Annotated in this window: 21 protein-coding genes and 1 tRNA gene; 8 read left to right on the forward strand and 14 right to left on the reverse strand. The window is 66.1% G+C overall.

Annotated elements, in window-relative coordinates; translation table 11 throughout:
• Positions 1 to 203: 203 nt before the first annotated feature.
• Complete coding sequence (locus tag E8F12_RS22445; RefSeq protein ID WP_280327368.1) at positions 204 to 1,157, reverse strand: helix-turn-helix domain-containing protein; 954 nt, start codon at positions 1,155 to 1,157, stop codon at positions 204 to 206.
• Positions 1,158 to 1,275: 118 nt separating this feature from the next.
• Here E8F12_RS22445 and E8F12_RS22450 point away from each other — a divergent pair, with 118 nt between their 5' ends.
• The 3 genes from E8F12_RS22450 (at position 1,276) to E8F12_RS22460 (ending at position 3,117) form a co-directional block, all read left to right on the forward strand.
• Complete coding sequence (locus E8F12_RS22450; RefSeq protein ID WP_280327369.1) at positions 1,276 to 1,761, forward strand: nuclear transport factor 2 family protein; 486 nt, start codon at positions 1,276 to 1,278, stop codon at positions 1,759 to 1,761.
• Positions 1,762 to 1,808: 47 nt separating this feature from the next.
• Complete coding sequence (locus E8F12_RS22455; RefSeq protein WP_280327370.1) at positions 1,809 to 2,096, forward strand: GIY-YIG nuclease family protein; 288 nt, start codon at positions 1,809 to 1,811, stop codon at positions 2,094 to 2,096.
• 85 nt (positions 2,097 to 2,181) lie between these two features.
• Complete coding sequence (locus E8F12_RS22460) at positions 2,182 to 3,117, forward strand: glutathione S-transferase family protein (protein ID WP_280327371.1); 936 nt, start codon at positions 2,182 to 2,184, stop codon at positions 3,115 to 3,117.
• A gap of 183 nt (positions 3,118 to 3,300) precedes the next feature.
• On the opposite strand, the gene yejK is transcribed toward E8F12_RS22460, so the two are convergent.
• Positions 3,301 to 4,311: a nucleoid-associated protein YejK gene (yejK, locus tag E8F12_RS22465; RefSeq protein WP_280327372.1), complete on the reverse strand. Its 1,011-nt coding sequence runs from the start codon at positions 4,309 to 4,311 to the stop codon at positions 3,301 to 3,303.
• 69 nt (positions 4,312 to 4,380) lie between these two features.
• Positions 4,381 to 5,715, reverse strand: coding sequence for a TAXI family TRAP transporter solute-binding subunit (locus tag E8F12_RS22470; RefSeq protein ID WP_280327374.1), 1,335 nt, complete (start codon positions 5,713 to 5,715; stop codon positions 4,381 to 4,383).
• 111 nt (positions 5,716 to 5,826) lie between these two features.
• Between E8F12_RS22470 and sbcD the strand changes: the two genes are divergently transcribed.
• Positions 5,827 to 7,047 (forward strand): exonuclease subunit SbcD, encoded by a 1,221-nt coding sequence (gene sbcD / locus E8F12_RS22475; protein WP_280327375.1) that lies wholly within the window; start codon positions 5,827 to 5,829, stop codon positions 7,045 to 7,047.
• Positions 7,044 to 10,469, forward strand: coding sequence for an AAA family ATPase (locus E8F12_RS22480; RefSeq protein ID WP_280327376.1), 3,426 nt, complete (start codon positions 7,044 to 7,046; stop codon positions 10,467 to 10,469). The genes sbcD and E8F12_RS22480 overlap by 4 nt, the downstream gene beginning before the upstream one ends.
• A 210-nt stretch (positions 10,470 to 10,679) precedes the next feature.
• Here the strand turns inward: E8F12_RS22480 and rlmF are convergent, their stop codons facing one another.
• From rlmF to E8F12_RS22520, 8 genes are all read right to left on the reverse strand, one after another.
• The gene (gene rlmF, locus E8F12_RS22485; RefSeq protein ID WP_280327377.1) at positions 10,680 to 11,675 is read right to left on the reverse strand and encodes a 23S rRNA (adenine(1618)-N(6))-methyltransferase RlmF; all 996 of its coding nucleotides are present in this window, start codon (positions 11,673 to 11,675) and stop codon (positions 10,680 to 10,682) included.
• A 68-nt stretch (positions 11,676 to 11,743) separates the two neighbouring features.
• Positions 11,744 to 12,304, reverse strand: a complete 561-nt coding sequence (locus E8F12_RS22490) for a VTT domain-containing protein (protein ID WP_280327378.1) — start codon at positions 12,302 to 12,304, stop codon at positions 11,744 to 11,746.
• Positions 12,305 to 12,416: 112 nt separating this feature from the next.
• Positions 12,417 to 14,246 carry an SLC13 family permease gene (locus E8F12_RS22495; protein ID WP_280327379.1) on the reverse strand — a complete coding sequence of 610 codons (1,830 nt, stop codon included), beginning with the start codon at positions 14,244 to 14,246 and terminating at the stop codon, positions 12,417 to 12,419.
• A 39-nt stretch (positions 14,247 to 14,285) separates the two neighbouring features.
• Entirely contained in the window at positions 14,286 to 14,582 is a 297-nt protein-coding gene (locus E8F12_RS22500; RefSeq protein WP_280327380.1) for a winged helix-turn-helix domain-containing protein, read from the reverse strand.
• Positions 14,583 to 14,646: 64 nt separating this feature from the next.
• Entirely contained in the window at positions 14,647 to 17,496 is a 2,850-nt protein-coding gene (locus E8F12_RS22505) for a valine--tRNA ligase (RefSeq protein WP_280327381.1), read from the reverse strand.
• A 188-nt stretch (positions 17,497 to 17,684) separates the two neighbouring features.
• Positions 17,685 to 18,134: a DNA polymerase III subunit chi gene (locus tag E8F12_RS22510; RefSeq protein ID WP_280327382.1), complete on the reverse strand. Its 450-nt coding sequence runs from the start codon at positions 18,132 to 18,134 to the stop codon at positions 17,685 to 17,687.
• 12 nt (positions 18,135 to 18,146) lie between these two features.
• Positions 18,147 to 18,563 carry a DNA polymerase III subunit chi gene (locus E8F12_RS22515; protein WP_280327383.1) on the reverse strand — a complete coding sequence of 139 codons (417 nt, stop codon included), beginning with the start codon at positions 18,561 to 18,563 and terminating at the stop codon, positions 18,147 to 18,149.
• Entirely contained in the window at positions 18,560 to 20,047 is a 1,488-nt protein-coding gene (locus E8F12_RS22520; RefSeq protein WP_280327384.1) for a leucyl aminopeptidase, read from the reverse strand. Before E8F12_RS22520 ends, E8F12_RS22515 begins: the two co-directional genes overlap by 4 nt.
• Before the next feature lie 143 nt (positions 20,048 to 20,190).
• Here E8F12_RS22520 and lptF point away from each other — a divergent pair, with 143 nt between their 5' ends.
• Entirely contained in the window at positions 20,191 to 21,312 is a 1,122-nt protein-coding gene (gene lptF, locus E8F12_RS22525; RefSeq protein WP_280327385.1) for an LPS export ABC transporter permease LptF, read from the forward strand.
• Positions 21,305 to 22,366, forward strand: coding sequence for an LPS export ABC transporter permease LptG (lptG, locus tag E8F12_RS22530; RefSeq protein ID WP_280327386.1), 1,062 nt, complete (start codon positions 21,305 to 21,307; stop codon positions 22,364 to 22,366). Before lptF ends, lptG begins: the two co-directional genes overlap by 8 nt.
• A 308-nt stretch (positions 22,367 to 22,674) precedes the next feature.
• Here the strand turns inward: lptG and E8F12_RS22535 are convergent, their stop codons facing one another.
• The 3 genes from E8F12_RS22535 to E8F12_RS22545 form a co-directional block, all read right to left on the reverse strand.
• Positions 22,675 to 23,172 (reverse strand): RDD family protein, encoded by a 498-nt coding sequence (locus E8F12_RS22535; protein ID WP_280327387.1) that lies wholly within the window; start codon positions 23,170 to 23,172, stop codon positions 22,675 to 22,677.
• A 105-nt stretch (positions 23,173 to 23,277) separates the two neighbouring features.
• On the reverse strand, positions 23,278 to 23,490 hold the full coding sequence (locus tag E8F12_RS22540) for a cold-shock protein (RefSeq protein WP_280288405.1): 213 nt from the start codon (positions 23,488 to 23,490) through the stop codon (positions 23,278 to 23,280).
• A gap of 294 nt (positions 23,491 to 23,784) precedes the next feature.
• Positions 23,785 to 23,870: transfer RNA gene (locus tag E8F12_RS22545), tRNA-Leu, on the reverse strand.
• A gap of 109 nt (positions 23,871 to 23,979) precedes the next feature.
• Between E8F12_RS22545 and queA the strand changes: the two genes are divergently transcribed.
• Positions 23,980 to 25,029, forward strand: coding sequence for a tRNA preQ1(34) S-adenosylmethionine ribosyltransferase-isomerase QueA (gene queA, locus E8F12_RS22550; RefSeq protein ID WP_280327388.1), 1,050 nt, complete (start codon positions 23,980 to 23,982; stop codon positions 25,027 to 25,029).
• Positions 25,030 to 25,038 lie beyond the last annotated feature (9 nt).

The following is a 25,038-nucleotide window of genomic DNA, read 5'->3' on the forward strand; positions in this document are numbered from 1 at the left end:
ACGCTTCGCACCGGTCTGATCAAGGTTGGACCACGCTTCACCGGTCCACCAGCACTGCCCCCCGCTCAGCAGCGACGTTTCCGGTGTCCTCTATTGGTGGAAATCCCTTTCGAGGATTTCCCCCTACCGGTCCTCGAGGCCACGAAGTCCAACTTCCCGGCGCCGTGCCATCCTCGTTGGGCTTCGCTGAGCTCAGCCACAACCTACAGGTGACTCCTCAGGCGTCTTCTGAACGCTCCCGGCGTCTCGCCGCACAGCTGCTTGAACAATTTGGCGAAGGTCGCCCGGTCGGCGTAGCCCACCTGGGCCGCCACCTGCTCGAGGGAGCGCGCCGGATTGCGCAGGGCGGTCTGCGCGGCGCTGATGCGCAGGCGTTGCAGGTAGGCGTTCGGGGTCAGGCCGGTGGCGGTCTTGAAGCGCCGCAGAAGGGTGCGGCTGGAGCAGTGGCCGCGGGCGGCCAGGGCGTCCAGGTCCAGCGGCTCGTCCAGGTGGCGTTGCAGCCAGCGCAGCAACGGCCCGATCTGCGGGTCTTCCTTGCCCGCCGCCGGCAGCAAGGGGGCGAAGCGCGACTGGAGGCCGCGCTCCAGATCGAACACCAGGGCGCCGGCGACTCGCTGCGCCAGCCAATGGCCGCCGTGCCAGGCGATCAGGTGCAGGCAGAGGTCGAGACCGGCCTGGGCGCCGCCGGAGCAGAACAGGTTGCCGTCCTCGGTCAGCAGGGCATCGGGCTCCAGCCGCACCTGTGGATAACGTTTCCGGAAGGCCGGCGCCAGCACCCAGTGGGTGGTGGCGCGGCGGCCATCGAGGCGACCCGAGGCGGCCAGCAGGAAGGCGCTGCTGCACAAGCTGGCCAGTTGCTGGGTATCCGGGCGCGCGGCCAGCCAGGGCAATAACTCGCTGTTGCTGGCCAGGGTCTGTTCCACCGCCACGCCTGTGGCCGTCAGCAATACCAGGTCGGCCGCCTCGGCCAGGGGCAGGCCGCCGTCCACGCGTATCTCGGCCATGCCGATATCCACAGGCAGGCCGTTGCGGCTGAAGCGTTGGACCTGGAACAGCGGCTCCCCGGCCAGTTGGTTGGCCAGGCGGAAGGCGTCATCGGCCATGGCCAGGCTGGAGCAGACGGTCTGCGGGCAGACGAAGAGGGCGACGCGGATCATGGGGAGGGCTCGGCGGCAGGGTTGGCGATTATGGACACAAAGTTGGCGATGCCGCCAATCGCGGTCCGGGCCATCCGGGTCAATACTGCTAGCCATACCGTCCTTGCCGGAGTTGCCCATGGCCCATCCCAATGCCGAACTCATCACCCGCTTCTACCAGGCCTTCCAGCGCCTCGATGCCGAGGCCATGGCCGAGTGCTACAGCCCTGACGTGCATTTTAGCGACCCGGTGTTCCCCGACCTCAATGGCGCGGAGGCGGCCGACATGTGGCGCATGCTCGCCAGTCGCGCCCAGCAGTTCAGCCTGACCTTCGACGGCGTCGAGGCCGATGACCTCACCGGCCGCGCCAACTGGGTGGCCACCTACCTGTTCAGCCAGACCGGGCGCATGGTGGAGAACCGCATCCAGGCGCGCTTCCTCTTCGCCGACGGCAAGATCATCGAGCACCACGACAGCTTCGACCTCTGGCGCTGGGCGCGGCAGGCATTGGGCGCCAAGGGCCTGCTGCTGGGCTGGTTGCCGGTGGTGCAGAACGCCATTCGCCAGCAGGCCGCGCGGGGCTTGGCCGCCTTCCGGGCCGGGACGCTGAGGGACTTGTCTTGACCCGCTGAGGCATTGCCTAATGCGGCGGCTTCCACCAGGACCCGCCCATGCCCGAAATCGCCGACGTCACCCCCGCCGCAAAACCCTGGTTCGTCTACCTGGTGCGTGCCGAGAACGGCGCGCTCTACTGCGGCATCAGCGACGATCCGCAGCGGCGCTTCACCCAGCACCAGAGCGGCAAGGGGGCGCGCTTCTTCCATTCCAGCCCGGCCCAGGCCCTGGTCTTCATCGAGGCCTGCGCCGACAAGGGCGAGGCCCTGCGCCGCGAGCGCGCCATCAAGCAACTGCGCAAGGCGGCCAAGGAGCGCCTGGTGCAACTCCATCCAGCCGGCTGATGCCGCGCCATCAGGCGCAGGGCATGGGCCGCCCCGGTTGCGCCGGGTAAGCTGGGTTATCCACAGACCTGACGCGGAGACCGTCATGCACGAGCTGATCCTGCACCACTATCCGACTTCGCCCTTCGCCGAGAAGGCCCGCCTGATGCTGGGCTTCAAGCAACTCTCCTGGCGCTCGGTGATGATCCCGCCGGTGATGCCCAAGCCCGATCTCACCGCGCTCACCGGTGGCTATCGCAAGACTCCGGTGCTGCAGGTGGGCGCTGATGTCTATTGCGACACGGCGCTGATCGCCCGCCGCCTGGAAGCGGAGAAGTCGACCCCGGCGCTGTTTCCGGAAGGCCAGGAATTCAATGTCGCCAGCTTTGCCCTGTGGGTGGACTCGGTGGTGTTCCAGCACGCCGTGGCCCTGGCCTTCCAGCCCGAAGCCGTGGCGCTGCGCTTCGGCAAGCTGCCGCCGGAGGCGATCAAGGCCTTTATCGCCGACCGCAGCGGGCTGTTCAGCGGCGGCAGCACCAGCCGCCTGCCGCTGGAACAGGCCAGGCACAACTGGCCGGCCATCATGGCGCGGGCGGATCAGCAACTGGCGCGCAGCGAGGGCGACTTCCTCTTCGGCGAGCCCTCCATCGCCGACTTCTCCCTGGCCCACTGCCTCTGGTTCCTCAAGGGCACCCCGGTGACCGCACCCCTTGTGGACGAATACCCGGAAGTGGCCGCCTGGCTCGGCCGGGTGCTGGGCTTCGGCCATGGCGCGCCGAGCGAGCTGTCCTCGGGCGATGCCCTGGAAATCGCCCGCAACGCTACCCCGGCGGCCCTGCCCAGCGAGGACTTCGTCGATCCCAACGGCTTCGCCCCCGGGCAGAAGGTGCTGGTGGCGGCGACCGACTATGGCGTCGACCCGGTGGAAGGCGAGCTGCTGTTCGCCGGCGGCGAGGAAATCATCCTGCGCCGCGAGGACGAACGCGCCGGCGTGGTGCACGTGCATGTGCCGCGCCTGGGGTTCCGTATCGAGGCGCGTTAAGGGGCTTTTTTGCCTTTTTGTGGGGGCGAATTCATTCGCTAAGGGCTGCGAAGCAGACCCAATGGGTCCCGATGGCAGCCCTTCGGCCTGCTTAGCGAATGAATTCGCCCCCACAGGACCGTGCCCCCATGGAAGACTTGTCGGCCAGAAAAACAAAGCCCGGCATCGCCGGGCTTTGTCGCTTCAGTCTTCCTTGCGCCGTTTCAGCTGGTCCTTCAGCTGGGTCGGCAGCTGGCGGATGATCAGCATGTCGCGGCCTTCGTCGTACTCGATCTTCGAGCCCAGCAGGTGGGCTTCGAAGCTGATGGAGAGGCCCTCGGCGCGGCCGGTGAAGCGCTGGAACTGGCTCAGTGTGCGCTTGTCCGGCGGGATCTCCGGCGACAGGCCGTAGTCCTTGTTGCGGATGTGGTCGTAGAAGGCGCGCGGGCGCTCTTCGTCGATCAGGCCGGAAAGCTCCTGCAGGGTGATCGGCTCGCCCAGCTTGGCCTGGGTGCTGGCGTAGTCCACCAGGGTCTTGGTCTTCTCGCGAGCCTGTTCCTCGGCCAGGTCCTCGCTCTCGACGAAATCGCTGAACGCCTTGAGCAGGGTGCGGGTCTCGCTCGGCGGGTCGACGCCTTCCTGGCAGCCGATGAAGTCGCGGAAGTAGTCCGAAACCTTCTTGCCGTTCTTGCCCTTGATGAAGGAGATGTACTGCCGGGACTGCTGGTTGTTCTGCCACTCGGAAATGTTGATGCGCGCGGCGAGGTGCAACTGGCCCAGGTCCAGGTGCTTGGCCGGCGCCACTTCGAGGGAGTCGGTCACGGTCACGCCTTCGCTGTGGTGCAGCAGGGCGATCGCCAGGTAGTCGGTCATGCCCTGCTGGTAGTGGGCGAAGAGCACATGGCCGCCGGTGGAGAGGTTGGATTCCTCCATCAGCTTCTGCAGGTGCTCCACGGCCTGGCGGCTGAAGGCGGTGAAATCGCGGGAGCCGTCCTGGTATTCCTTCAGCCAGCCGCTGAAGGGATAGGCGCCGGACTCCTCATGGAAGAAGCCCCAGGCCTTGCCCTGCTTGGCGTTGTAGCTCTCGTTGAGGTCGGCCAGCAGGTTTTCCATGGCCTGGGATTCGCCCAGTACGCTATCCCGGGCATGCAGCACGGCGGCACTGCCGTCGGGCTTCTTGTCGATGAGGTGGACGATGCAATGACGGATGGGCATGGGCGTTCGACCAGTGGGGAAGATGGCTCACCCGGCGCGCAGGCGCACCGGCTGGAAAGGTGCGCCAGTTTACCCGACCTGATCCTCGCCTGCCTGCCGACTCTGCACCGCCTGCAACCGATTGATCACATAGCGCAGGTGCATGTGCAGGTCGTACAGCTCGTTGGAGTAGGACAGCGGCACCTCCACCTTGGCCAGCTTCTGCTCGAGCTTCTCCAGGTGCTCGATCTCGGCACTCAGATGGTCCGGTGGGGTGCCGTTGTCCAGCTTGCGGTCGATCTCGCGCAGGTACCTGTACCAGCGATAAATGCGCGCGCGAATGCGCCAGCGGTAGATGGGGCCGATGATCTTGGACAGCGGGATCATGATCACCAGCAGCGGGATCAGCAGGATGATGTAGCGATCGGCCAGCGAGGCGATGCGGAACGGCAGGTAGCGCTGCAGGATCGGCAGGCCCTTCTCGTAGAAGTAGTCCGCCTCGTCCAGGGTGCGCAGCGTCTGCGGCTTTACGCTGGGATAGGCGCCCGGTGGATCGAGCAGGCTGCCGTTCTTCATCACCTCGCGGGCGGCGTCGAGGATCAATGGCGTGAGCGAGGGGTGAAAGTCGTCACTGGCCACCAGCGTCGCCACGGGCGCCAAGGTCCGGATGTCCTGGGATGGGCTGTTGCTGGCCAGGTTGAGCAGGCCTTCGCCCACCTCCAGTTTGGTCAGGTAGGGCAGGCGTGCGCGGTAGGCCGCGCTGCGTCGCAGGCTTACCAGATCCAGTTCGGGTTGGGCGGCCAGGCGCTGTACCACGGCGTTCTCCGCCGGGCCGAGGAAAAAGCCGGCATCCAGCTCGCCGGCAAGCAGGGCGTTGGCCGCCGAGCTGCCGCTGATGGCCTGCCACTGCGGCGGGTAGCGTTCTGGGGGGATCTGGTTGGCGCCGAGGATCGCATCGCTGACCGAACGGGTGCCGCTGTTCGGTGCACCGATGGCCGCCCGCAGTTGCAGCAGGTCGCCCATGGTGTCGATCTCCAGCTCCTTGCGTTTGAACAGCCAGACCGGCTCCTGGAACATCACGCCGAGGCCGTGCAGGTGGCGGCGCTCGTTCGTGCTAAGGGTGAGTTCCTGGCCGCTCTGCACCAGGGCGATCTCCGCCTCGCCGGTCTGCAGCTTGGCCAGGTTGTCCAGGGAGCCGCTGCTGCGCACCAGCTCCAGTTCGAAGCCCTGCTTGGCCAGCTCGGCCTTGAGCTTCTCGCCGAAGGCGCTGTAGCCGCCGGTGGGGCTTCCGGTCGCCAGGCGGGCGTGCATGGGCGGCGGCGGGGCGACGAAATAGAAGAGGGCGCCGACCAGCGCGGCGAGCACCGGAATCAACCAGAGGTTGGCCAGGAGCATGATCTTGATGTCACGGAAAATGCGTTGCATGTCAGTCCTTGTCTGCAGCGGATGCTGGGAAGGATAGCGGCTCGACGGTTGCCAGGCTTTCCAGGAAATGACAGGGTTGCCGGCATTTCCGTTCCGCCACAGTGATCTCCGATGCGCATCCTCCACACATCCGACTGGCACCTGGGCCAGCACTTCATGGGTAAGACCCGCCAGGCCGAGCACCAGGCCTTCTGCCGCTGGCTGATCGAGCAGGTGCACGAACGCCAGGTGGATGTGGTGCTGATCGCCGGGGACGTGTTCGACACCGGCGCACCGCCCAGTTATGCCCGTGAGCAGTACAACCAGTTCATCGTCGAGCTGCGCGCCACGGGCGCCGGGCTGGTGGTGCTGGGCGGCAACCATGATTCGGTGGCCATGCTCGGCGAAAGCCGCACTTTGCTAGCACAGCTGGATACCCGCGTGGTGCCCGCGGTAGGCAATGCCCTGGAGGAGCAGGTGCTGGTGCTCGAGCGTCGTTCCGGCGAGGTGGGCGCCATCCTTTGCGCCATACCCTTCATCCGTCCGCGGGATGTGCTGCAGAGCCAGGCGGGGCAGAGTGCCAGCGACAAGCAACTGTCCCTGCAGCAGGCCATCCAGGACCACTACCAGCAGCTCTTCGCCCTGGCCGAGCAGCGCCGCGCTGAACTGGGCGGCGGCCTGCCGATCATCGCCACCGGGCACTTGACCACGGTGGGCGCCAGCGCCAGCGAGTCGGTGCGGGAAATCTACGTCGGTGCACTGGAAGCCTTCCCCACCAATGCCTTCCCGGCGGCGGACTACATCGCCCTGGGACATATCCACAGGCCGCAGAAGGTCGGCGGCCTGGAGCATATCCGCTACTGCGGCTCGCCCATCCCGCTGTCCTTCGACGAGGCGTCGCAGCAGAAGGAGGTGCTGCTGGTTGAGCTGGACAGCATCGGTTTGCACCAGGTCGAAGCCCTGCCGGTGCCGTGCTTCCAGGTCCTGCATTCCCTGCGCGGCGCCCTGGCCGACCTGCCCGCGCAGCTTGTCGAGGTGGCCGGGGAGGGTACGCCGGAGCTACCCGTCTGGGTGGAGGTGCTGGTCAGCAGCGATGACTACCTGAACGACCTGCAGGCACGCCTGGCGACCCTCTGCGAAGGCCTGCCGGTGGAAGTGCTGCGCATCCGCCGCGAGCGCGGTGGCACCCAGCCGGGCCTGGCGCGTGAGGCGCGGGAAACCCTCGATGAACTGAACCCGGAGGAGGTGTTCGACAAGCGCCTGGCCAGCGAGGAGCTGGACGATGACTTGCGCCGCAGCCTCCAGGGGCTGCACCGCGAGGTGCTGGCCGAACTGCGGGAGGAGCCGGCATGAAGATCCTCAGCCTGCGCCTGAAGAACCTCAATTCGCTGAAGGGCGAGTGGAAGATCGACTTCACCGGCGAGCCCTTCGCCGGCAATGGCCTGTTCGCCATCACCGGCCCCACCGGCGCCGGCAAGACGACCCTGCTGGACGCCATCTGCCTGGCGCTCTACCACCGCACGCCGCGCATGGGCACGGTGTCCGCCAGCATCAACGAGCTGATGACCCGGCACACTGCCGACTGCCTGGCGGAGGTGGAATTCGAAGTGAAGGGCGTGGCCTACCGCGCCTTCTGGAGCCAGCGCCGCGCCCGCGACAAGGCCGACGGCGGCCTGCAGCCGCCCAGGGTGGAGCTGGCGCGGGTGCTGGACGGGGAAATCCTCACCGACAAGATCAACGACAAGCTCAGGCTCATCGAAACCCTGAGCGGCCTCGACTTCGAGCGTTTCACCAAGTCCATGCTGCTGGCCCAGGGCGGCTTCGCCGCCTTCCTCGAGGCCAATGCCAACCAGCGCGCGGAGTTGCTGGAGGAACTGACCGGCACTGAAATCTACGGGCGCATCTCCCAGCGGGTATTCGAACGCACCCGTGAAGTGAAGGCCGGGTTGGACCAGTTTCGCGCCCGCGCAGAAGGTGTGGAACTCCTGAGCGACGAGGCCCGCGCCGCCCTGCAGCAGGAGGCCGCGGCGCTGGGGGGCGAGGAGCAGCAATTGCAGGCGCGCCAGGCCGACCTGCAGCGCCAGCGGCAATGGCGCGACGAGCTGGACAAGGCCCTGGCCCGCCAGCAGGCCGCCGAACTGCAGGGCCGGGCAGCGCGCGAAGCCCTGGAGCAGGCACGGCCGCAACTCGCGCGCCTGGCCGCTAGCGAGCCGGCCAGCCAGCTGCTGACCTTGCACCGCGACTGGCAGCGGGCGCAGCAGCAACTGAACCAGGGCGAAAGCGAACTGCGGGTCACCCGTCACGACCTGCAGACCCTGGCTGAACGCATCCTCGACCAGCTCTGGCAGGGCGCGCAGCTGGGCGAACAGTGGGTGCAGACCCGGCAAACGGCCCTGGACGGCCTCCAGGAGGCGCGGGAAGCCCTGCAACGGCGTCTGGCTGAACATCCACAGCGGGCCCGCCTGGGCGAGCATCTGGGCGCCTGGCGGGCCGAATTCGGCGCGCTGGCCCGGCGCCAGGAAGACCTTGCCGGCCTGCGAAACGCCCAGAGTGAGCTGAACCGCCAGGGTGTTGAACTGGAAGAGCGCCTGCGCCACGCCCGTAGCGCCCTGGACGACGCCAGGACCGAGCATGGCCAGGTCCGGCAGACGGAAGCCGAGGCTCAGGGCAAGCTCGATGAACTCTTGGCCGGGCAAGACGATGCCGCCCAACGCGAGCAGTGGCAGCAACTCCTGGAGCGCGGTCGCCAGCTGGAGCGTCTGGAGCAGTTGTCCCAGCAGCGCCGGCAACTGGCCGAGCGGCAGGCGCACGCTCGCAAACAGCTGCAGCCACTGCAGGACGAACAGAAGGTGCTCACCGAGCAGCGCGATGCCCTGCGCCGCCGCTTCAGTGAGCTCAAGCAGCAGATCGCCGACAAGGAAAAGCTCCTCGAACAGGAGCAGCGCATCCAGCAGCTGGAGGCCTACCGTGCCGCCCTGCAGCCGGGCGAAGCCTGCCCCCTGTGCGGCTCCCACGAACACCCGGCGATCGCCGAATACCAGGCGCTCAACCTCTCGGCCACCCAGCAGGCCCTGCAGGACTGCAAGGCGGCCCAGGACGAAGTGCGCATCCAGGGCGAGACCCTGAGCAGCCGCCTGGCTACCCTGGAGGCGCAGGTCAAACAGCTCGACGAGGCCTTGCAGCTCGCTGAAACCGAGCAACGGGAGTACGTCGAGCGCTGGCGCCAGCTGTGCCAAGCCCTTGATCTGCAATTGCCGGACCTCGCCGCCTTGCAGGCCGAGCTGCAGGACCATGCCGGGCGCCTGCAGGCGCTGCAGGAGCGACTGGCCCGGCTGGATGGGCTCAAGGCCGCCCTGGTCGCCGCCCGCGAGCTGCGCCAGCAGCGCGACAAGGCGCTGCACGACTGCGGCAGCCAGCTCGCCCTGCTGGAGAAGGACCAGGCCAGCTTGCGCCAGCAGGAACAGGCCAATGCCCAGCGCTACGAGCAGATGGGCCGCCAGCAACAGGAGGCCCGCGAACAGCTGGCCGCCAGCCTGGAACAGCTGGGCCATGCCCTGCCGGATGCCGGCGATGCCTGGCTGGCCGAGCGCGAAGCCGAATGGCAGCAATGGCAGCAGGACCAGTCCGCCAGCCAGCAACTGGACGGTCAGTTGCGCGATCAGCAGCACGCACTGGGCCTCGCTCGCGAGCAGTCCCGTCTCTGGCAGGGACGCTGGCAGGCCTCCGGTCACACCGGACAGGCGCCGCTGGCGCTGGTGAACGATCCGCAGGCCGCGCTGGCGGCCGTGCAGGCCGAACTGGACGCCGCCCAGCAGCGGCTGAACCGCCTCAAGGGCAGCGAGCAGAGTCAGCACCAGCGGGTGCAGGAAGCCCAGCACCAGCTGCATGTGCAGCAGGACGCCTGGCGCCGGGGCCTGGCGGCCAGTCCCTTCGCGGACGAGGCGGCCTTTCTTGGCGCGCTGCTGGAAGAAACCGAGCGCGCCGCCCTGCAGGACCTGCAGCAGCGCCTGGCCCGCGAGCTGGGCGATGCCGAGGCATTGCTGGCCGACGCTCGCAACCAGGCGGATCGGCTCCAGGCCACGCCCCAGGGCGAACTGGACCGCGAACGCCTGGCGGCGGAGTGGCAGGCCCTGGCCGAGCGGATGCGCGAGCTGAGCCAGCGCCAGGGTGAAATCCGTGCCCAGCTCGCCGGTGACGAACAACGCCGGCAGAGCCAGCAGGCGCTGTTCGCCGAGATTGCCCGCCAGGAGGCCGAATGCGATCTCTGGCAGCGCCTCAACGCACTGCTGGGCTCAGCCGATGGCGCCAAGTACCGCAAATTCGCCCAGGGCCTGACCCTGGACCACCTGGTGCACCTGGCCAACCTGCAACTGCAGCGCCTGCACAGCCGCTACCAACTGGCCCGGCGCCAGGGCGGCGAGCTGGAGCTGGAAGTGGTAGACACCTGGCAGGCAGACGTGGCCCGCGACTGCAAGACCCTGTCCGGCGGCGAAAGCTTCCTGGTCAGCCTGGCGCTGGCCCTGGCGCTGTCCGACCTGGTCAGCCACAAGACCAGCATCGACTCGCTGTTCCTCGACGAAGGATTCGGCACCCTGGACGGCGAGACCCTGGAAGTCGCCCTGGACGCCCTGGATGCGCTGAATGCCAGCGGCAAGATGATCGGCGTGATCAGTCACGTCGAAGCCCTGAAGGAACGCATCCCGGTGCAGCTCAAGGTGCACAAGGGCGTGGGGATGGGCTACAGCCGGCTGGATGGGTGTTTTGCGGTGGGCTAGTCGGGGTTGGGCAACCTCCGGGAGAGGGAGGAGAGAAATCGAGCCCCGCTCGGACTCTTAATGGGATAGTCAGATCGGTAGGTTGTGGCTGAGCTATGCGAAGCCCAACGATTCCCGGGCAGCTCCCCTGTTGGGCTTCGCTTCGCTACGGCAGGCCTGCGGTCTGCTTTCGCGATTGAATTCGCTCTTACAGGGTTTCCCGGCGGCGGTTCACACCCAGCGAGCCTTGCGCCAGGCGTCGCGTTGACCCCGATCGAGAAAGGTCCAGGCGACGAAGCGGCTCTGCTTCTGGCCCTGGGCCATTTCCACCACCTGCATCTCGACGGCGCCGGTGCGTTTCAGGCGTGCTTCCATGCCGGGGAGGTTGCCGCCCTTGGATACCAGGCTGCTGAACCAGAGCACCTGCTCCTTGACCTGCGCACTTTCGTCGACCATCCGTTGCAGGAAGCCGGCTTCGCCGCCTTCGCACCAGAGTTCGGCGCCCTGGCCGCCGAAATTCAGCACCGGCAGCTTGCGCTTGGGGTCGAGCTTGCCGAGGTTCTTCCACTTGCGCCGGCTGCCACTGGTGGCTTCCTCCAGAGAGCTGTGGAAGGGCGGGTTACACAGGGTGATATCGAAGCGTTCCCCTGGCCCGATCAGGCCCTTGAAGATATTGCGCGGCTCGGCTTGCTGACGCAGGTCGATGGCGCTGCCGAGCTGGTTCGACTGGACGATGGCGCGGGCAGAACCGAGGGCGGTGCCGTCGATATCGGCGCCGGTGAAGTGCCAGCCGTATTCGCTATGGCCGATCAGCGGGTAGATGCAGTTCGCGCCGACCCCTACGTCCAGCGCCTGGATGCCCTTGCCGCGGGGTATCTGTCCGCCGTTGTCCTCGGCCAGCAGGTCCGCCAGGCCGTGCAGGTAGTCGGCGCGGCCGGGAATCGGCGGGCAGAGGTAACCGGCGGGGATGTCCCAATGGCGGATCCCGTAGAACTGCCGCAGCAGGGCGCGGTTGAACACCTTCACCGCCTCCGGGTCGGCGAAGTCGATGCTCTCCTTGCCGTAGGGATTGGTGATGACGAAGCGCGCCAGCTCCGGGCTGCCCTGGATCAGCTTGGCAAAGTCGTAGCGGCCCTGGTGGCGGTTGCGCGGGTGCAGCAGCCCCTTTGTGGGCGCGGCGGGCGGTTTGGCGGAGGCGGGGCGGGGGCGCTTGGGTGGTTGCGGCATGGTGGCGGGCGTCGGCAGGTGTAAGGCGCGGCATTTTCCCACAGCCAGGGCATCCGGTGCGCATCTCCCTACGAGATGTGCAGGGCGCGACCGAGGTAATCGAAGAGCACGCAGTAGAGCGCAATCGGCAGCGGCAGCCCGAGCAGGGTGCCGATGAGGTAGTGGCGAAAGCGTACCCCGCTGAGGCTCAGGGCGTAGTTGAGGGCCGGCACGGTCTGGAACAGCACCCGCAATGCGGCGATGACCAGTACCGGGCGCTCGTCGAGGTGGGCGAGGATGCGCCTGGCCAGCTTGCTGTCCAGTTCGCGCAGGGCGCTACCGCCCAACAGGCGGATCAGCAGGAAGGTGCAGCAGCAGGAGAAGGTAGCCGCCAGGTAGGTGGCCAACCCGCCCCAGACGCGGCCCAGGGCCAGCACTGCGGCAGCGAGGAAGATCCAGCCGGGGATCTGGATCAGGTTGCCCAGGGCGAACAGCAGGGCGAACAACGCCAGGCCCCAACCCTTGTGGGCCAGCAGGGTGTCGCGCAGGTACTCCAGGCTCAGGTGTTCGCGCAGTCCGCTGAGCTGGAACGCCGCCAGCAGCAGGCCGAGGAACAGAGCCACCAGCAGCAGGCGGCGGTACTTGTGCATGGTAAGGGCTCCGACGCTGTCCCCAACATTTAAGCCCAATGGGGTAGGGTGCGCCGTGCGCACCGGGCAAGAGCGTTGGTGCACACAGCGCACCTTACGTGAATCGCTCGGCTCAGAGCGGGAACACCAGCGGCACCAGCAACACGCTGACAATCATCACCAGCAGGGTGAAAGGCACCCCCACTTTCACGAAGTCGCCAAAGCGGTACTGCCCGGGGCCCAGCACCAGGGTATTCACCGGCGAGGATATGGGCGTCATGAAGGCCGCCGAGGCCGCCAGGGCGACGATCATGGCGAAGGGGTAGGGCGACATCCCCAACTGCTGGGCGGTGGCGATGGCCACCGGAGCCATGAGCACGGCGGTGGCGGTGTTGGAGATGAACAGGCCGATCAGCGCAGTGACGATGAACAGGCTGGCGAGCATGGCGTAGGGCCCTGCATTGCCCAGCACCGCCACCAGCCCCTTCACTGCCAGGTCGATCCCGCCGGTCTGTTGCAGGGCGTGGGCGAAGGGCAGCATGCCGACGATGAGAATCAGGGTGGGCCAGTGAATGGCGCGGTAGGCGCTGTCCAGGTCGATGCAGCGGAAGGCGCCCATCAGCAGGCAGCCGATCAGTGCGGCCATCACGTTGGGCACAAGCCCGCTGACCATCAGCACGATCATCACCGCCAGGCTGAGCAGGGCGTAGGGAGCCTTGCGTGCGGTGGGCGCCACTTCGTCCACCTCGGCGGGCAGGCTCAGTACCAGGAAGTCCCGGCTCTGGCCCTGCAATTGGTGGATGCACTTCCACTCGCCGGCTACCAGCAGGGTGTCGGAGGGCCTGAGCTTTTCATCAACCAGTACCCCTTCCAGCGCCTGGCCCTGGCGGCGCAAACCGACCACGTTGAGCTTGTGCCGGGTGCGGAAGCCCAGCTCCTGGATGGTCTTGCCCGGCAGCTTGGATTCCGGCGGCAGCGCCACTTCGGCCAGCCCCAACTGGTGGGCGTGCAGGCTGTAGTAGGAATCGGCCAGGGGCAGGGGCTCCAGCCCCAACTCGTCGTAGGCACCGAGCAGTCCGATCGCCGGGCTGACCAGGTCCACCAGCAGCACGTCGTCGGGTTCCAGCAGGGTGTTTCCAGTGGCCATCAGCAGCAGGGTGCGAAAGCGCCGCTGGCGTTCGACGGCAATCACGTTGATGCCGTACTGCGTGCGCAGTTCCAGCTCATTGAGTGTCTGCCGGGCAAGGCGCGAGTCAGCGCGTACCTTGAGGCGCCGTTCGCGCTCGTTGAGGCGGTAGGCCGCGGCCAGGTCGGCCAGGGTCAGGCGCGGAGCGGCGTTCGCGCCGTCGCCGTTGCGGGGAGTCAACCAATGCCGGGTCGACAGCATGTAGATGATGCCCAGGGCCAGCACCGCCAAGCCCACCGGGGTCAGGCTGAAGAAGCCGAAACCTTCCAGCCCGGCGCGGCGCAGTTCGCTGTGCACCACCAGGTTGGGCGCGGTGGCGACCAGGGTGAGCATACCGCTGATCAGCCCGGCGAACGCGAGCGGCATCATCAGCCGTGCCGGGGCGATCTTCAGCCGTGCGGCAACGCCCAGGGCCACGGGGATGAAGATGGCGACCACGCCCGTGGAGCTCATCACCGAGCCCAGGCCCGCGGCGGCCAGCATCAGCAACACCAGCAGCCGCGTTTCGCTGCTGCCGGCCTTCGCCACCAGCCAGTCGCCCAGGCGATAGGCGATGCCGGTGCGCACCAGGCCGTCACCGATGACGAAGAGGGCAGCGATCAGCAGCACGCTCGGGTCGCTGAATCCGGCCAGGGTGTGCTCGATGTCGAGTACGCCGGTCAGCGGCAGGGCGACTATGACCAGCAGGGCGACCACGTCCATGCGTGGCTTGTTGAGAACGAACAGAGTAATGGCGGCCACGAGCAGGCCTAGCACCATCAGTAGATCGGCGTTCAAACGCGACTCCCGGGGGTTCCTGGCGGGGGTGGCAGTCTGTCAGGGATAACCCAGCACAGCCTTGATCTGATGCAGGTTAGCGGCGATCCAGCGCCTGTCGATGGCGCCCCAATCGCGGATCAGGTAGTGGCCGGCGTTGTTGCGCTCGCCGGCCTGCTGCTCGAAGTGGCAGTCGATATCCAGGTCAGCGAGGGCCAGCAGGGTGTCCTGGGCGGTCCGGCGGGGCATGCCGGTGGCGTCCATCAGCGCCGGGACGCTGGTGGCGGTGCCGCTGTCGATCAGCCAGGCGACATAGAGGCGGCGGTAGAAGCTGGTCTTGGTCTTGCTGATTTCCATGGGCGCTCCTTGCGGCGGGCGATCGGTACAAAGAACAAGGCCCGCATTCGCGGGCCTTGTGGGGTTACAGCTTGGCGATCTTCTCGCGCTGTTCGGTCAGGTTGGCCAGGGCCTGTTCGGCTTCGGCCAGCTTGGCGCGCTCCTTGTCGATCACGTCGGCCGGTGCCTTGGCGACGAAGCCTTCGTTGGCCAGCTTGCCGCCAACACGCTTCACTTCGCCGTCCAGGCGCTGGATTTCCTTGTCCAGGCGGGCCAGTTCGGCGCCCTTGTCGATCAGGCCGGCCATGGGCACCAGTACCTGCATGTCGCCCACCAGGGCGGTGGCGGACATGGGCGCTTCTTCGCCGGAAGCCAGGATGCGGACGCTTTCCAGCTTGGCCAGCTTCTTCAGCAGCGGCTCGTTGTCGGCCAGGCGGCGGCGGTCTTCGTCGTTCGCGTTGGCGAGGATGATGTCGATGCGCTTGGCCATGGAAATATTCATCTCGCCACGGATCTGCCGCACGCCGAGCATGAACGCCTTGACCCACTCGATGTCGCCCTCGGCGGCGGCGTCGATGCGGGCTTCATTGGCGATCGGCCAGGGTTGCAGCATCAGGGTGTCGCCGGCCTTGCCGGCCTGGGCCTTGATGCGCTGCCAGATTTCCTCGGTGATGAACGGCATGAAGGGGTGCGCCAGGCGCAGGGCCACTTCCAGCACGCGGATCAGGGTGCGGCGGGTGCCGCGTTGGCGCTCGATGGGGGCGTTCTCGTCCCACAGCACCGGCTTGACCAGCTCGAGGTACCAGGCGCAGTACTCGTCCCAGATGAACTCGTAGAGGGCCTGGGTGGCGAGGTCGAAGCGGAACTGTTCGAGGTGGCGGGTGACCTCCGCCTCGGTGCGCTGCAGGGCAGAGATGATCCAGCGGTCCACCGAGGACAGCTCGACCGGCTCGTCATTGACGCCGGTGTCCTGGCCATCGGTGTTCTCGATGACGAAGTTGGCGGCGTTCCACAGCTTGTTGCAGAAGTTGCGGTAACCCTCGACGCGGCCCATGTCGAACTTGACGTCGCGGCCGGTGGAGGCCAGCGAACAGAAGGTGAAGCGCAGGGCGTCGGTGCCGTAGCTGTTGATGCCTTCGGGGAACTCCGCCTTGGTCTGCTTGGCGATCTTCTCGGCCAGCTTGGGCTGCATCATGCCGCTGGTGCGTTTCTCCAGCAGGGTGTCGAGGTCGATGCCGTCGACGATGTCCAGCGGGTCCAGGACGTTGCCCTTGGACTTGGACATCTTGTGACCCTGGGAGTCGCGCACCAGGCCGTGGACGTAGACGGTCTTGAACGGAACCTGCGCCGTGCCGTCCTCGTTCTTCACCAGGTGCATGGTCAGCATGATCATCCGGGCGACCCAGAAGAAGATGATGTCGAAGCCGGTGACCAGCACGTCGGTGGGGTGGAAGGTCTTGAGGAACTCGGTCTGTTCCGGCCAGCCCAGGGTGGAGAAGGTCCACAGGCCAGAGCTGAACCAGGTGTCCAGCACGTCCTCGTCCTGTTCCAGGGCGATATCGCCCAGGTTGTGCTTGGCGCGGACCTCGGCTTCGTTGCGGCCGACGTAGACATTGCCTTCTTCGTCGTACCAGGCCGGAATGCGGTGGCCCCACCAGAGCTGACGGCTGATGCACCAGTCCTGGATATCGCGCATCCAGGAGAAGTACATGTTCTCGTACTGCTTGGGCACGAACTGGATACGGCCGTCTTCCACGGCGGCGATGGCCTGCTCGGCCAGGGGCTTGGTGGAGACGTACCACTGGTCGGTCAGCCAGGGCTCGATGACGGTGCCGGAACGGTCGCCCCTGGGCACTTTCAGCGCGTGGTCCTCGATTTTTTCCAGCAGGCCCAAGGCGTCGAAGGCTTCGACTATGCGCTTGCGCGCGTCGAAACGGTCGAGGCCGGCGTATTCGGCCGGCAGGCTGGCGTCGACTTCGTGATTGACGTCGCCGTCCAGGTTGAAGACGTGGGCGTGGGCCAGCACGGCGGCGTTCTTGTCGAAGATATTGATCAGCGGCAGGTTGTGGCGCTTGCCGACTTCGTAGTCGTTGAAGTCGTGGGCCGGGGTGATCTTCACGCAGCCGGTGCCGAACTCGGGGTCGCAGTACTCGTCGGCGACGATCGGGATACGGCGGCCAACCAGGGGCAGCTCGACGAAGGTGCCGATCAGGCTCTTGTAGCGCTCGTCCTCCGGGTGCACGGCGACGGCGCTGTCACCCAGCATGGTTTCCGGACGGGTGGTGGCGACTATCAGGTAGCCCTTGCCGTCGGCGGTCTTGTGGCCGTCGGCCAGGGGGTAGCGCAGGTTCCACAGGCTGCCCTTCTCGTCGTGGTTCTCCACTTCGAGGTCGGAGATGGCGGTGTGGAACTTGGTGTCCCAGTTGACCAGGCGCTTGCCGCGGTAGATCAGGCCGTCTTCATGCAGGCGCACGAAGGCTTCCTTGACCGCGTTGGACAGGCCCTCGTCCATGGTGAAACGCTCGCGCGACCAGTCCACGGACGAGCCGAGGCGCCGAATCTGGCGGGTGATGGTGCCGCCGGACTGTTCCTTCCACTCCCAGACCTTGTCCAGGAAGGTGTCGCGACCGAGGTCGTGGCGGCTGACGCCCTGGGCGGCCAGCTGGCGCTCCACCACCATCTGGGTGGCGATGCCGGCGTGGTCGGTGCCCGGCTGCCACAGGGTGTTGCGGCCTTGCATGCGGCGGAAGCGGATCAGGGCGTCCATGATGGCGTTGTTGAAGCCATGGCCCATGTGCAGGCTGCCGGTCACGTTCGGCGGCGGGATCATGATGGTGTACGGGTCGCCGGAACCTTGCGGGGCGAAGTAGTTGTTCTTCTCCCAGGTCTGGTACCAGGAAGTTTCGATGGCGTGGGGCTGGTAGGTCTTGTCCATGGTTCGGCGGGGACCCTAGAGGCAACTGAACGGGAAAACGGAGGAGTATAGCGGTATCGGGCCGGCGAAAGAATTGGCGCGCATTCAGGCCGATAGCGGAGGTAACACCTGCAGGAGCCAGCTTGCTGGCGAAAAAATGGCCCCGTTCGCGAGCAAGCTCGCTCCTACAGGTTGGAAGCGGATTGGTCCTACTGCCGACGCGGCGGCAGCAGGCGGGCCAGGCGGGCGTCGAGGCGGCGCTTGAGTTCGGCTTCGATCTGCGGCACGAAATCGTCGATCACATCCTGCAGGATCAACTGGGCTGCGGCGCGCAGTTCGCTGTCCAGGCGTGCCAGTTCGGGATTGCCTTCGGACGTCATGCGCTGGCGAATGGCCTCGGCCACGGGCTGGCTGGAGGAGGGCGAAGGCGCGGGTGCCGGAGTGGCGGGCGCAGCCTGGGGCTGCGCCTGTGCGGACGACTCCGGCTGCGTCGGGGCTGGCTCGACTATCTCGGAGAGCAACGGAATGCCGTCGGCGTCCAGGCTGTCGGTGAGCAGGGGCGGCTCATTGCCGCTGGGTTCGTCATCGAGCAGGGCGCGGATGGATTCGAGGTCGTCCAGCAGGTGTGCCGGCTTGGGGGGAGGCTTGGGAGTATCCATGGGGCAATACGGCTAGAGTTCGACTCGTTTCGGATCATAGCCCCGTTGCCGGTAGGCGCGGAAATTCTCCCGGCAGGCGGCAAGGAGGTCGGGCTCCTGGTTGACGATTTCGATGACCCGGCTGAAGTGCTCGACGTGGGGAGAGATGCTCGAGGCGAGGTTGATCAGCAGGCCCTGCTGGAAAGCCGGCGCTTCGTCCAGGGCAAGTACCACGGGGGCGTTGGCGTCGTCATCGATGAGGCTGTGAGGGATGAAGCTTTCCGCGCGGAAGCGCCACAGCAACTGGTCCAGCTCGTCGCGCTGGGCGGCGTCGCTGCAGCGCAGGAGGACCGGCAGCCCGTGCCGCCAGCCCTTGGCGGCCAACTGGCAGGCCGCGCGCAGGCGGTCCGCCGGGTTGGCCGAGGAGAGCACGTAGAACTCTATCCTCACTTGACGCGGTCCAGCAGGTACTGGGTGAGCAGGGGCACCGGACGGCCGGTGGCGCCCTTGTCCTTGCCGCCGCTGATCCAGGCGGTACCGGCGATATCCAGGTGCGCCCAGTGGTACTTCTTGGCGAAGCGCGAGAGGAAGCAGCCGGCGGTGATGGTGCCGGCCTTGGGCCCGCCGATGTTGGCGATGTCGGCGAAGGGGCTGTCCAACTGCTCCTGGTACTCGTCGAACAGCGGCAGCTGCCAGGCGCGGTCGTCGGCGTATTCGCCGGCCTTGAGGATCTGCTTGATCAGGCCGTCGTTGTTGCCCATCAGGCCCGAGGTGTTGCTGCCCAGGGCGACGATGCAGGCGCCGGTGAGGGTGGCGATGTCGATCACCGCCTGGGGCTTGAAGCGCTCGGCGTAGGTCAGGGTGTCGCACAGGACCAGGCGGCCTTCGGCGTCGGTGTTGAGGATCTCCACCGTCTGCCCGCTCATGGTGGTGACGATATCGCCGGGACGGGTGGCGCCGCCGCTGGGCATGTTCTCGGCGCAGGCCAGCAGGCCGACGAGGTTGATCGGCAGCTGCATGTCGAGCACGGCGCGGAAGGTGCCGAGCACGCTGGCGGCGCCGCACATGTCGTACTTCATCTCGTCCATGCTGGCGGCCGGCTTGATGCTGATGCCGCCAGTGTCGAAGGTGATGCCCTTGCCCACCAGGGCGAAGGGTTTGTCCTCCTTCTTGCCGCCCTGGTAGTTGAGCACGATCATCCGCGGCGGCTGGTCGCTGCCCTGGGCCACGGCGAGGAAGGCGCCGGCGCCCAGTTCCTTGAGTTTCTTCTCGTCCAGCACCTCGACCTTGAGGTTCTTGTTGGCCTTGGCCAGGGCCTTGGCTTCCTCGGCGATGAAACTGGGGTGGCAGAGGTTCGGCGGCAGGTTGCCCAGATCACGGGTGAAGGCCATGCCGTTGGCGATGGCTTGGGCGTGCAGGCTGCCGCGCTCGACCTCGGCCTGGTCGGCCTTTTCCACCAGCAGGGTGATTTTCTTCAGGGCCTTGGGCTCGGCCTTCTGGCTCTTGAAGCGATCGAACTGGTAGGCGCCGTCGGCCAGGGTCTCGACCATCAGGCGCGCCTTGCCGTAGGCATCGCGGCCTTTGACCGCCAGCTCGCCGAGCGCCAGGGTGGCGTCGCTGCCGCCGAGGCCTTTCAGTACGCCGTTGACGGCGCCGATCATTTTGCGGAATTGGCGGTCAGAGAGTTCGCGCTCCTTGCCGCTGCCCACCAGCAGCACGCGCTCCGCCTTGAGGTTGGGGAGGCTGTGCAGGAGCAGGGTCTGGCCGACCTTGCCGGCCAGGTCGCCACGCTTGAGCAGGGTGGCGATGGCGCCGCCGGCAGTGTCGTCGATGGCCTTGGCGGCTTCGCCGAGTTTGCGCCCTTCGCCGACCGCGACGACCAGGGTGGCGGTTTTCAGGGTTTCCAGACGGGCGCTTTTGACGAGGAATTCCATGACATGTGTCCCCAAGACAAAGAGCCGGGATTGACGGATAATGCCGGCTATTTTTTCAGTGGCCCGTCATCACGGCGGGCTGGCCATAAAGCGGCTAGTTTGAGCGTAGCCGCCCGAGCCTGACAACCCTGGAGTGTCTGGTTTTGATTGTCTTCCGTTATCTCTCCCGCGAGGTTCTGGTCACCCTCAGTGCGGTCAGCGCCGTGCTGCTGGTGATCATCATGAGCGGCCGTTTCATCAAGTACCTGGCCCAGGCTGCGCAAGGGGTGCTGGACCCCAGCGTGCTGTTCATGATCATGGGCTTCCGGATTCCGGGTTTTCTCCAGTTGATCCTGCCCCTGGGGCTGTTCCTCGGTTTCCTGCTGGCGTATGGCCGGCTCTACCTCGACAGCGAAATGACCGTGCTCACCGCCACCGGCATGAGCCAGCAGCGGCTGATGGCCTACAGCCTGGCGCCGGCGCTGCTGGTCGCGCTGGCCGTGGCCTGGCTGAGCCTGGGCCTGGCGCCCCAGGGGGTGTCGCAGGTAGCGCGCATCCTCAATGAGCAGGATGCCCTGACCGAGTTCGATACCCTGGTGCCCGGCCGCTTCCAGGCCATGAAGGGTGGTGACCGGGTGACCTATTCCGAGGCCCTTTCCTCCGATCGTGGCGAACTGGGCGGCGTGTTCATTTCCGAGCGGCGAATCTCGCGCCAGGACGGCAAAGACCGCGGTGTCGGCGTGCTGGTGGCCGAGAAGGGGCGTCAGCACATCCAGGCGGACGGCAGCCGCTACCTGATTCTGCAGAACGGCTACCGCTATGATGGCAACCCCGGCAAGGCCGATTACCGCATCATCCACTACGAGACCTACGGCGTGCTGCTGCCCAAGCCGGAGATCAGTTCGGAGATCGGCGAGCGCGAGGCGGTGCCGACCTCCGAGCTGATCGGCAGCACGGACCCGCGCTACCAGGCCGAACTGCAATGGCGCCTGTCGATTCCGTTGCTGGTGTTCATCGTCACCCTGCTGGCGGTGCCACTATCCAGGGTCAATCCGCGCCAGGGCCGCTTCCTCAAGCTGCTGCCGGCGATCCTCCTGTACATGGCCTACCTGTCCATGCTGATCGCCGCCCGCGGCCAGCTGGACAAGGGCCGCATCCCCATGGCCGTGGGCCTGTGGTGGGTGCATGGGCTGTTTCTCGCGGTCGGTCTGCTGTTGTTGTACTGGGAGCCTCTGCGCCTGAAGTGGGCGGCTCGTCGTGAAGCCCGTGAGGTGGCCCATGGTTAGGTTGGATCGCTACATCGGCACCAGTGTGTTCTTCGCCATCCTCGCGGTGCTCGGGGTGATCGTCAGCCTCGCGGCGCTTTTTGCCTTCATCGATGAGCTGGGCGACGTGGGCGGCGACTACGGCGTGTTCGCTGCCGCCTGGTACGTCTTCCTTACCTTGCCGCGGCGGATCTACGACATGTTGCCGATGGCGGCGTTGATCGGCAGCCTGATCGGCCTCGGCGCCCTGGCCAGCAGCAGCGAGCTGACGGTGATGCGTGCCGCCGGCGTGTCCATCGGCCGTATCGTCTGGGCGGTAATGAAGCCGATCCTCGTGCTCATGGTGGTGGGCCTGCTGATTGGCGAATATGCCGCGCCCTGGAGTGAGAATATCGCCCAGGCCAACCGCTCCCTGGCCCAGGGCGGCGGCGATGCGCAAAGCTCCAAGCGTGGTCTCTGGCACCGCCAGGGCGAGGAGTTCGTGCATATCAACGCCGTGCAGCCCAATGGCGTGCTCTACGGTGTGACCCGTTACCGCTTCGATGGCGAGCGGCACATGCAGTCCGCCAGTTTCGCCCGTCGCGCGCTGTACCAGGGCGAACACTGGCAACTGGAAAACGTGGCTACCACCCATTTCCGTGGCGACCACACCGAGGTGGTGAATGCCGTCAGCGAGCGCTGGGACATCGAGCTCAACCCGCAACTGCTCGGCACTGTGGTGATGGAGCCGGAAGCGCTGTCCATCACCGGCCTGTGGAGCTACACCCACTACCTGGCCGAGCAGGGACTGAACAACGGCAGCTACTGGCTGGCGTTCTGGACCAAGGTGCTGCAGCCGCTGGTCACCGCGGCCCTGGTGCTGATGGCCATATCCTTCATCTTCGGCCCTCTGCGTTCCGTGACCCTGGGCCAACGGGTGTTCACCGGTGTGGTGATTGGCTTCGTGGTGCGCATCAGCCAGGACCTGCTCGGGCCCTCGAGCCTGGTGTTCGGCTTCTCGCCGCTGTTCGCCGTGCTGGTGCCGGCGGGCATCTGCGCCCTGGCCGGCATCTGGCTGCTGAGGCGGGCGGGCTGATCCTTCGGAGCAATGAAAAAGCCGGCTATATGCCGGCTTTTTCATGGGTTCATTTGAACTTGGGAAATCACGCCTTAAACACAGGGTCATGAGTGACCGGCTCTGCCCGATATGACTCAGCGGTTTGGATAGAGTGACAAGGTCGGCCGGTAGGTTGCGCCCCGCGCGCCGGCGGTCGGGCGAGGCGCATGGGCTGATCCAGGGCGGGCGGTGCGCATGACGTACCCAGCGGTAGGTCAGGTGCCGGCGTGATGATCGCCCTCATCCAAGGGAGCAAGCGCAAGTTCACCTTCTTCGAACGTGGATCTTTACTTCTTGTGGGCGCTCTTGGGCAGGCGCACCACCTGGGTCTCGGAGTAGATGTCGTGCCAGGTGCGCTTCTGCTTGTCCCAGAGGCTCCAGAAGAAGCCCATGCCCAGCGGCAGCCAGGAGCCGATGGCGATGACGAAGCGCAGCAGCGCCTGCCACAGGCTGATGGCCGAGCCGTCCTTGTTCTGCACGCGAATACCCCAGACCTGCATGCCGAGGGTCTGGCCATTGTGGGTCCAGAACTTGGCGAAGAAGCCGAACAGGCTGAACACCAGCAGGGTGGAGAGCACCGGGTCGCCGGCCAGGGCGCCCTGGTCGGCCAGTTCGCGCAGGCGCTCACCGCCGAGGATCAGGCGCAATATCACCTGTTGGTAGAAGAGGGTGACCACCATGAGCATGGCGACGCACAGCAGGAAGTCGTAGAAGATCGCCGCGAAACGGCGGATCAGCCCGGCGGCGGGGAAGTCACCCTGGGGGCGCAGCTGGTGTTTCGGCATTGCGAGCTCTTGGCAAAGTGGAGGCGCGCCATTCTAGCAGCCGATCCGCGGGCATAAAAAAGCCCCTGATGTTTCCATCAGGGGCTTTTCGGCGAAGCTCAGATATCAGGCAACAACCTGAACCTGGTCAGCCTGCATGCCTTTCTGGCCTTGCACGGCGACGAAGGTGACCTTTTGGCCTTCCTTCAGGCTACGGAAGCCGGAGCCTTCGATCGCACGGAAGTGAACGAACAGATCCGGGCCGCTTTCCGGGGTGATGAAACCAAAACCTTTCTCGTCGTTGAACCATTTGACGGTGCCGGTTTGACGATTCGACATATCTTTTTCCTTGAAACTGAAGTTGATGACAGCCTGCTGTTCACGAACGCGCCAGAAGGGCTGGAACTGGTTGCAAAGAGGTAAGAGAAGTCGAGCGGGATGTAGCGGATCTGGTGATCTACCGCATCAGGTCACGATTCAACAGCGACCCATGCAAACACAGTTGGCCAACTCTACGCTAAGTTTTGCGGGTTTGCCAATCCCCGGAATGCCAATCTTTACGGGCGGATGAGCTGTCCGGACCGGCGGGGGAAAGCTGTGAAAAATGCACCCTGGAAAGGGTTGGAAATATCGTGGTGCCCCGGGAGAGACTCGAACTCTCACTCTGTCGCCAGAAACGGATTTTGAATCCGCCGCGTCTACCATTCCGCCACCGAGGCACGATGGCCGCGCAGTATAGGGAGGCGCTCTGGGGCGGTCAATCCGTCTTCGTGGTCAGGATCGAGCATTTCCTGTACTATCTGCGCCCCTGCGACACGACCCCCCACCATGCGCGTAGCCGACTTCCATTTCGAGCTTCCCGAAGCTCTGATTGCCCGTCATCCCCTGGCCGAACGCCGCGCCAGCCGACTCCTTGTCCTGGATGGCGAAACAGGCACCCTGAACCACCGGCACTTCGCCGACCTGCTGGAGTACCTGCGTCCCGGCGACCTGATGGTGTTCAACAACACCCGGGTGATCCCGGCGCGCCTGTTCGGCCAGAAGGCGTCCGGCGGCAAGCTGGAGATTCTCGTCGAGCGCGTCCTGGACAGCCATCGTGTGCTGGCCCATGTGCGCTCCAGCAAGTCCCCCAAACCAGGCTCCATATTGCTGATCGACGGGGGCGGCGAGGCCGAAATGGTCGCGCGCCACGATGCCCTGTTCGAGCTGAAGTTCGCCGAGGAAGTGCTGCCTCTGCTCGACCGTGTCGGCCATATGCCCTTGCCCCCTTATATAGACAGGCCCGACGAGGATGCCGACCGCGAGCGCTACCAGACGGTCTACGCCCGCCATGCCGGCGCCGTCGCGGCGCCCACCGCCGGCCTGCACTTCGACCAGTCCCTGCTCGAGGCCATAGCCGCCAAGGGTGTGGCCAGCGCCTTCGTCACCCTGCATGTCGGCGCCGGTACCTTCCAGCCGGTGCGGGTGGAGCGTATCGAGGACCACCATATGCACCACGAGTGGCTCGAGGTGGGTCAGGACGTAGTGGATGCCGTGGCCGCCTGCCGTGCGCGCGGCGGCCGGGTGATCGCCGTGGGCACCACCAGCGTGCGTTCGCTGGAAAGCGCGGCGCGGGATGGTCAGCTCAAGGCATTCAGTGGCGACACCGATATCTTCCTGTACCCGGGCCGGCCCTTTCACGTGGTCGATGCCCTGGTCACCAATTTCCACCTGCCCGAATCCACCCTGCTGATGCTGGTCTCGGCCTTCGCCGGCTACCCGGAGACCATGGCCGCCTATGCCGCGGCGGTGGAGCAGGGCTACCGATTCTTCAGTTACGGTGATGCCATGTTCATCACCCGCAATCCCGCCCCGCGCGGACCCGAGGACCAAGCATGACCCGCACCT

The sequence above is a fragment of the Pseudomonas sp. BN102 genome, from assembly GCF_029871245.1.
Taxonomy (GTDB): Bacteria; Pseudomonadota; Gammaproteobacteria; order Pseudomonadales; family Pseudomonadaceae; genus Metapseudomonas.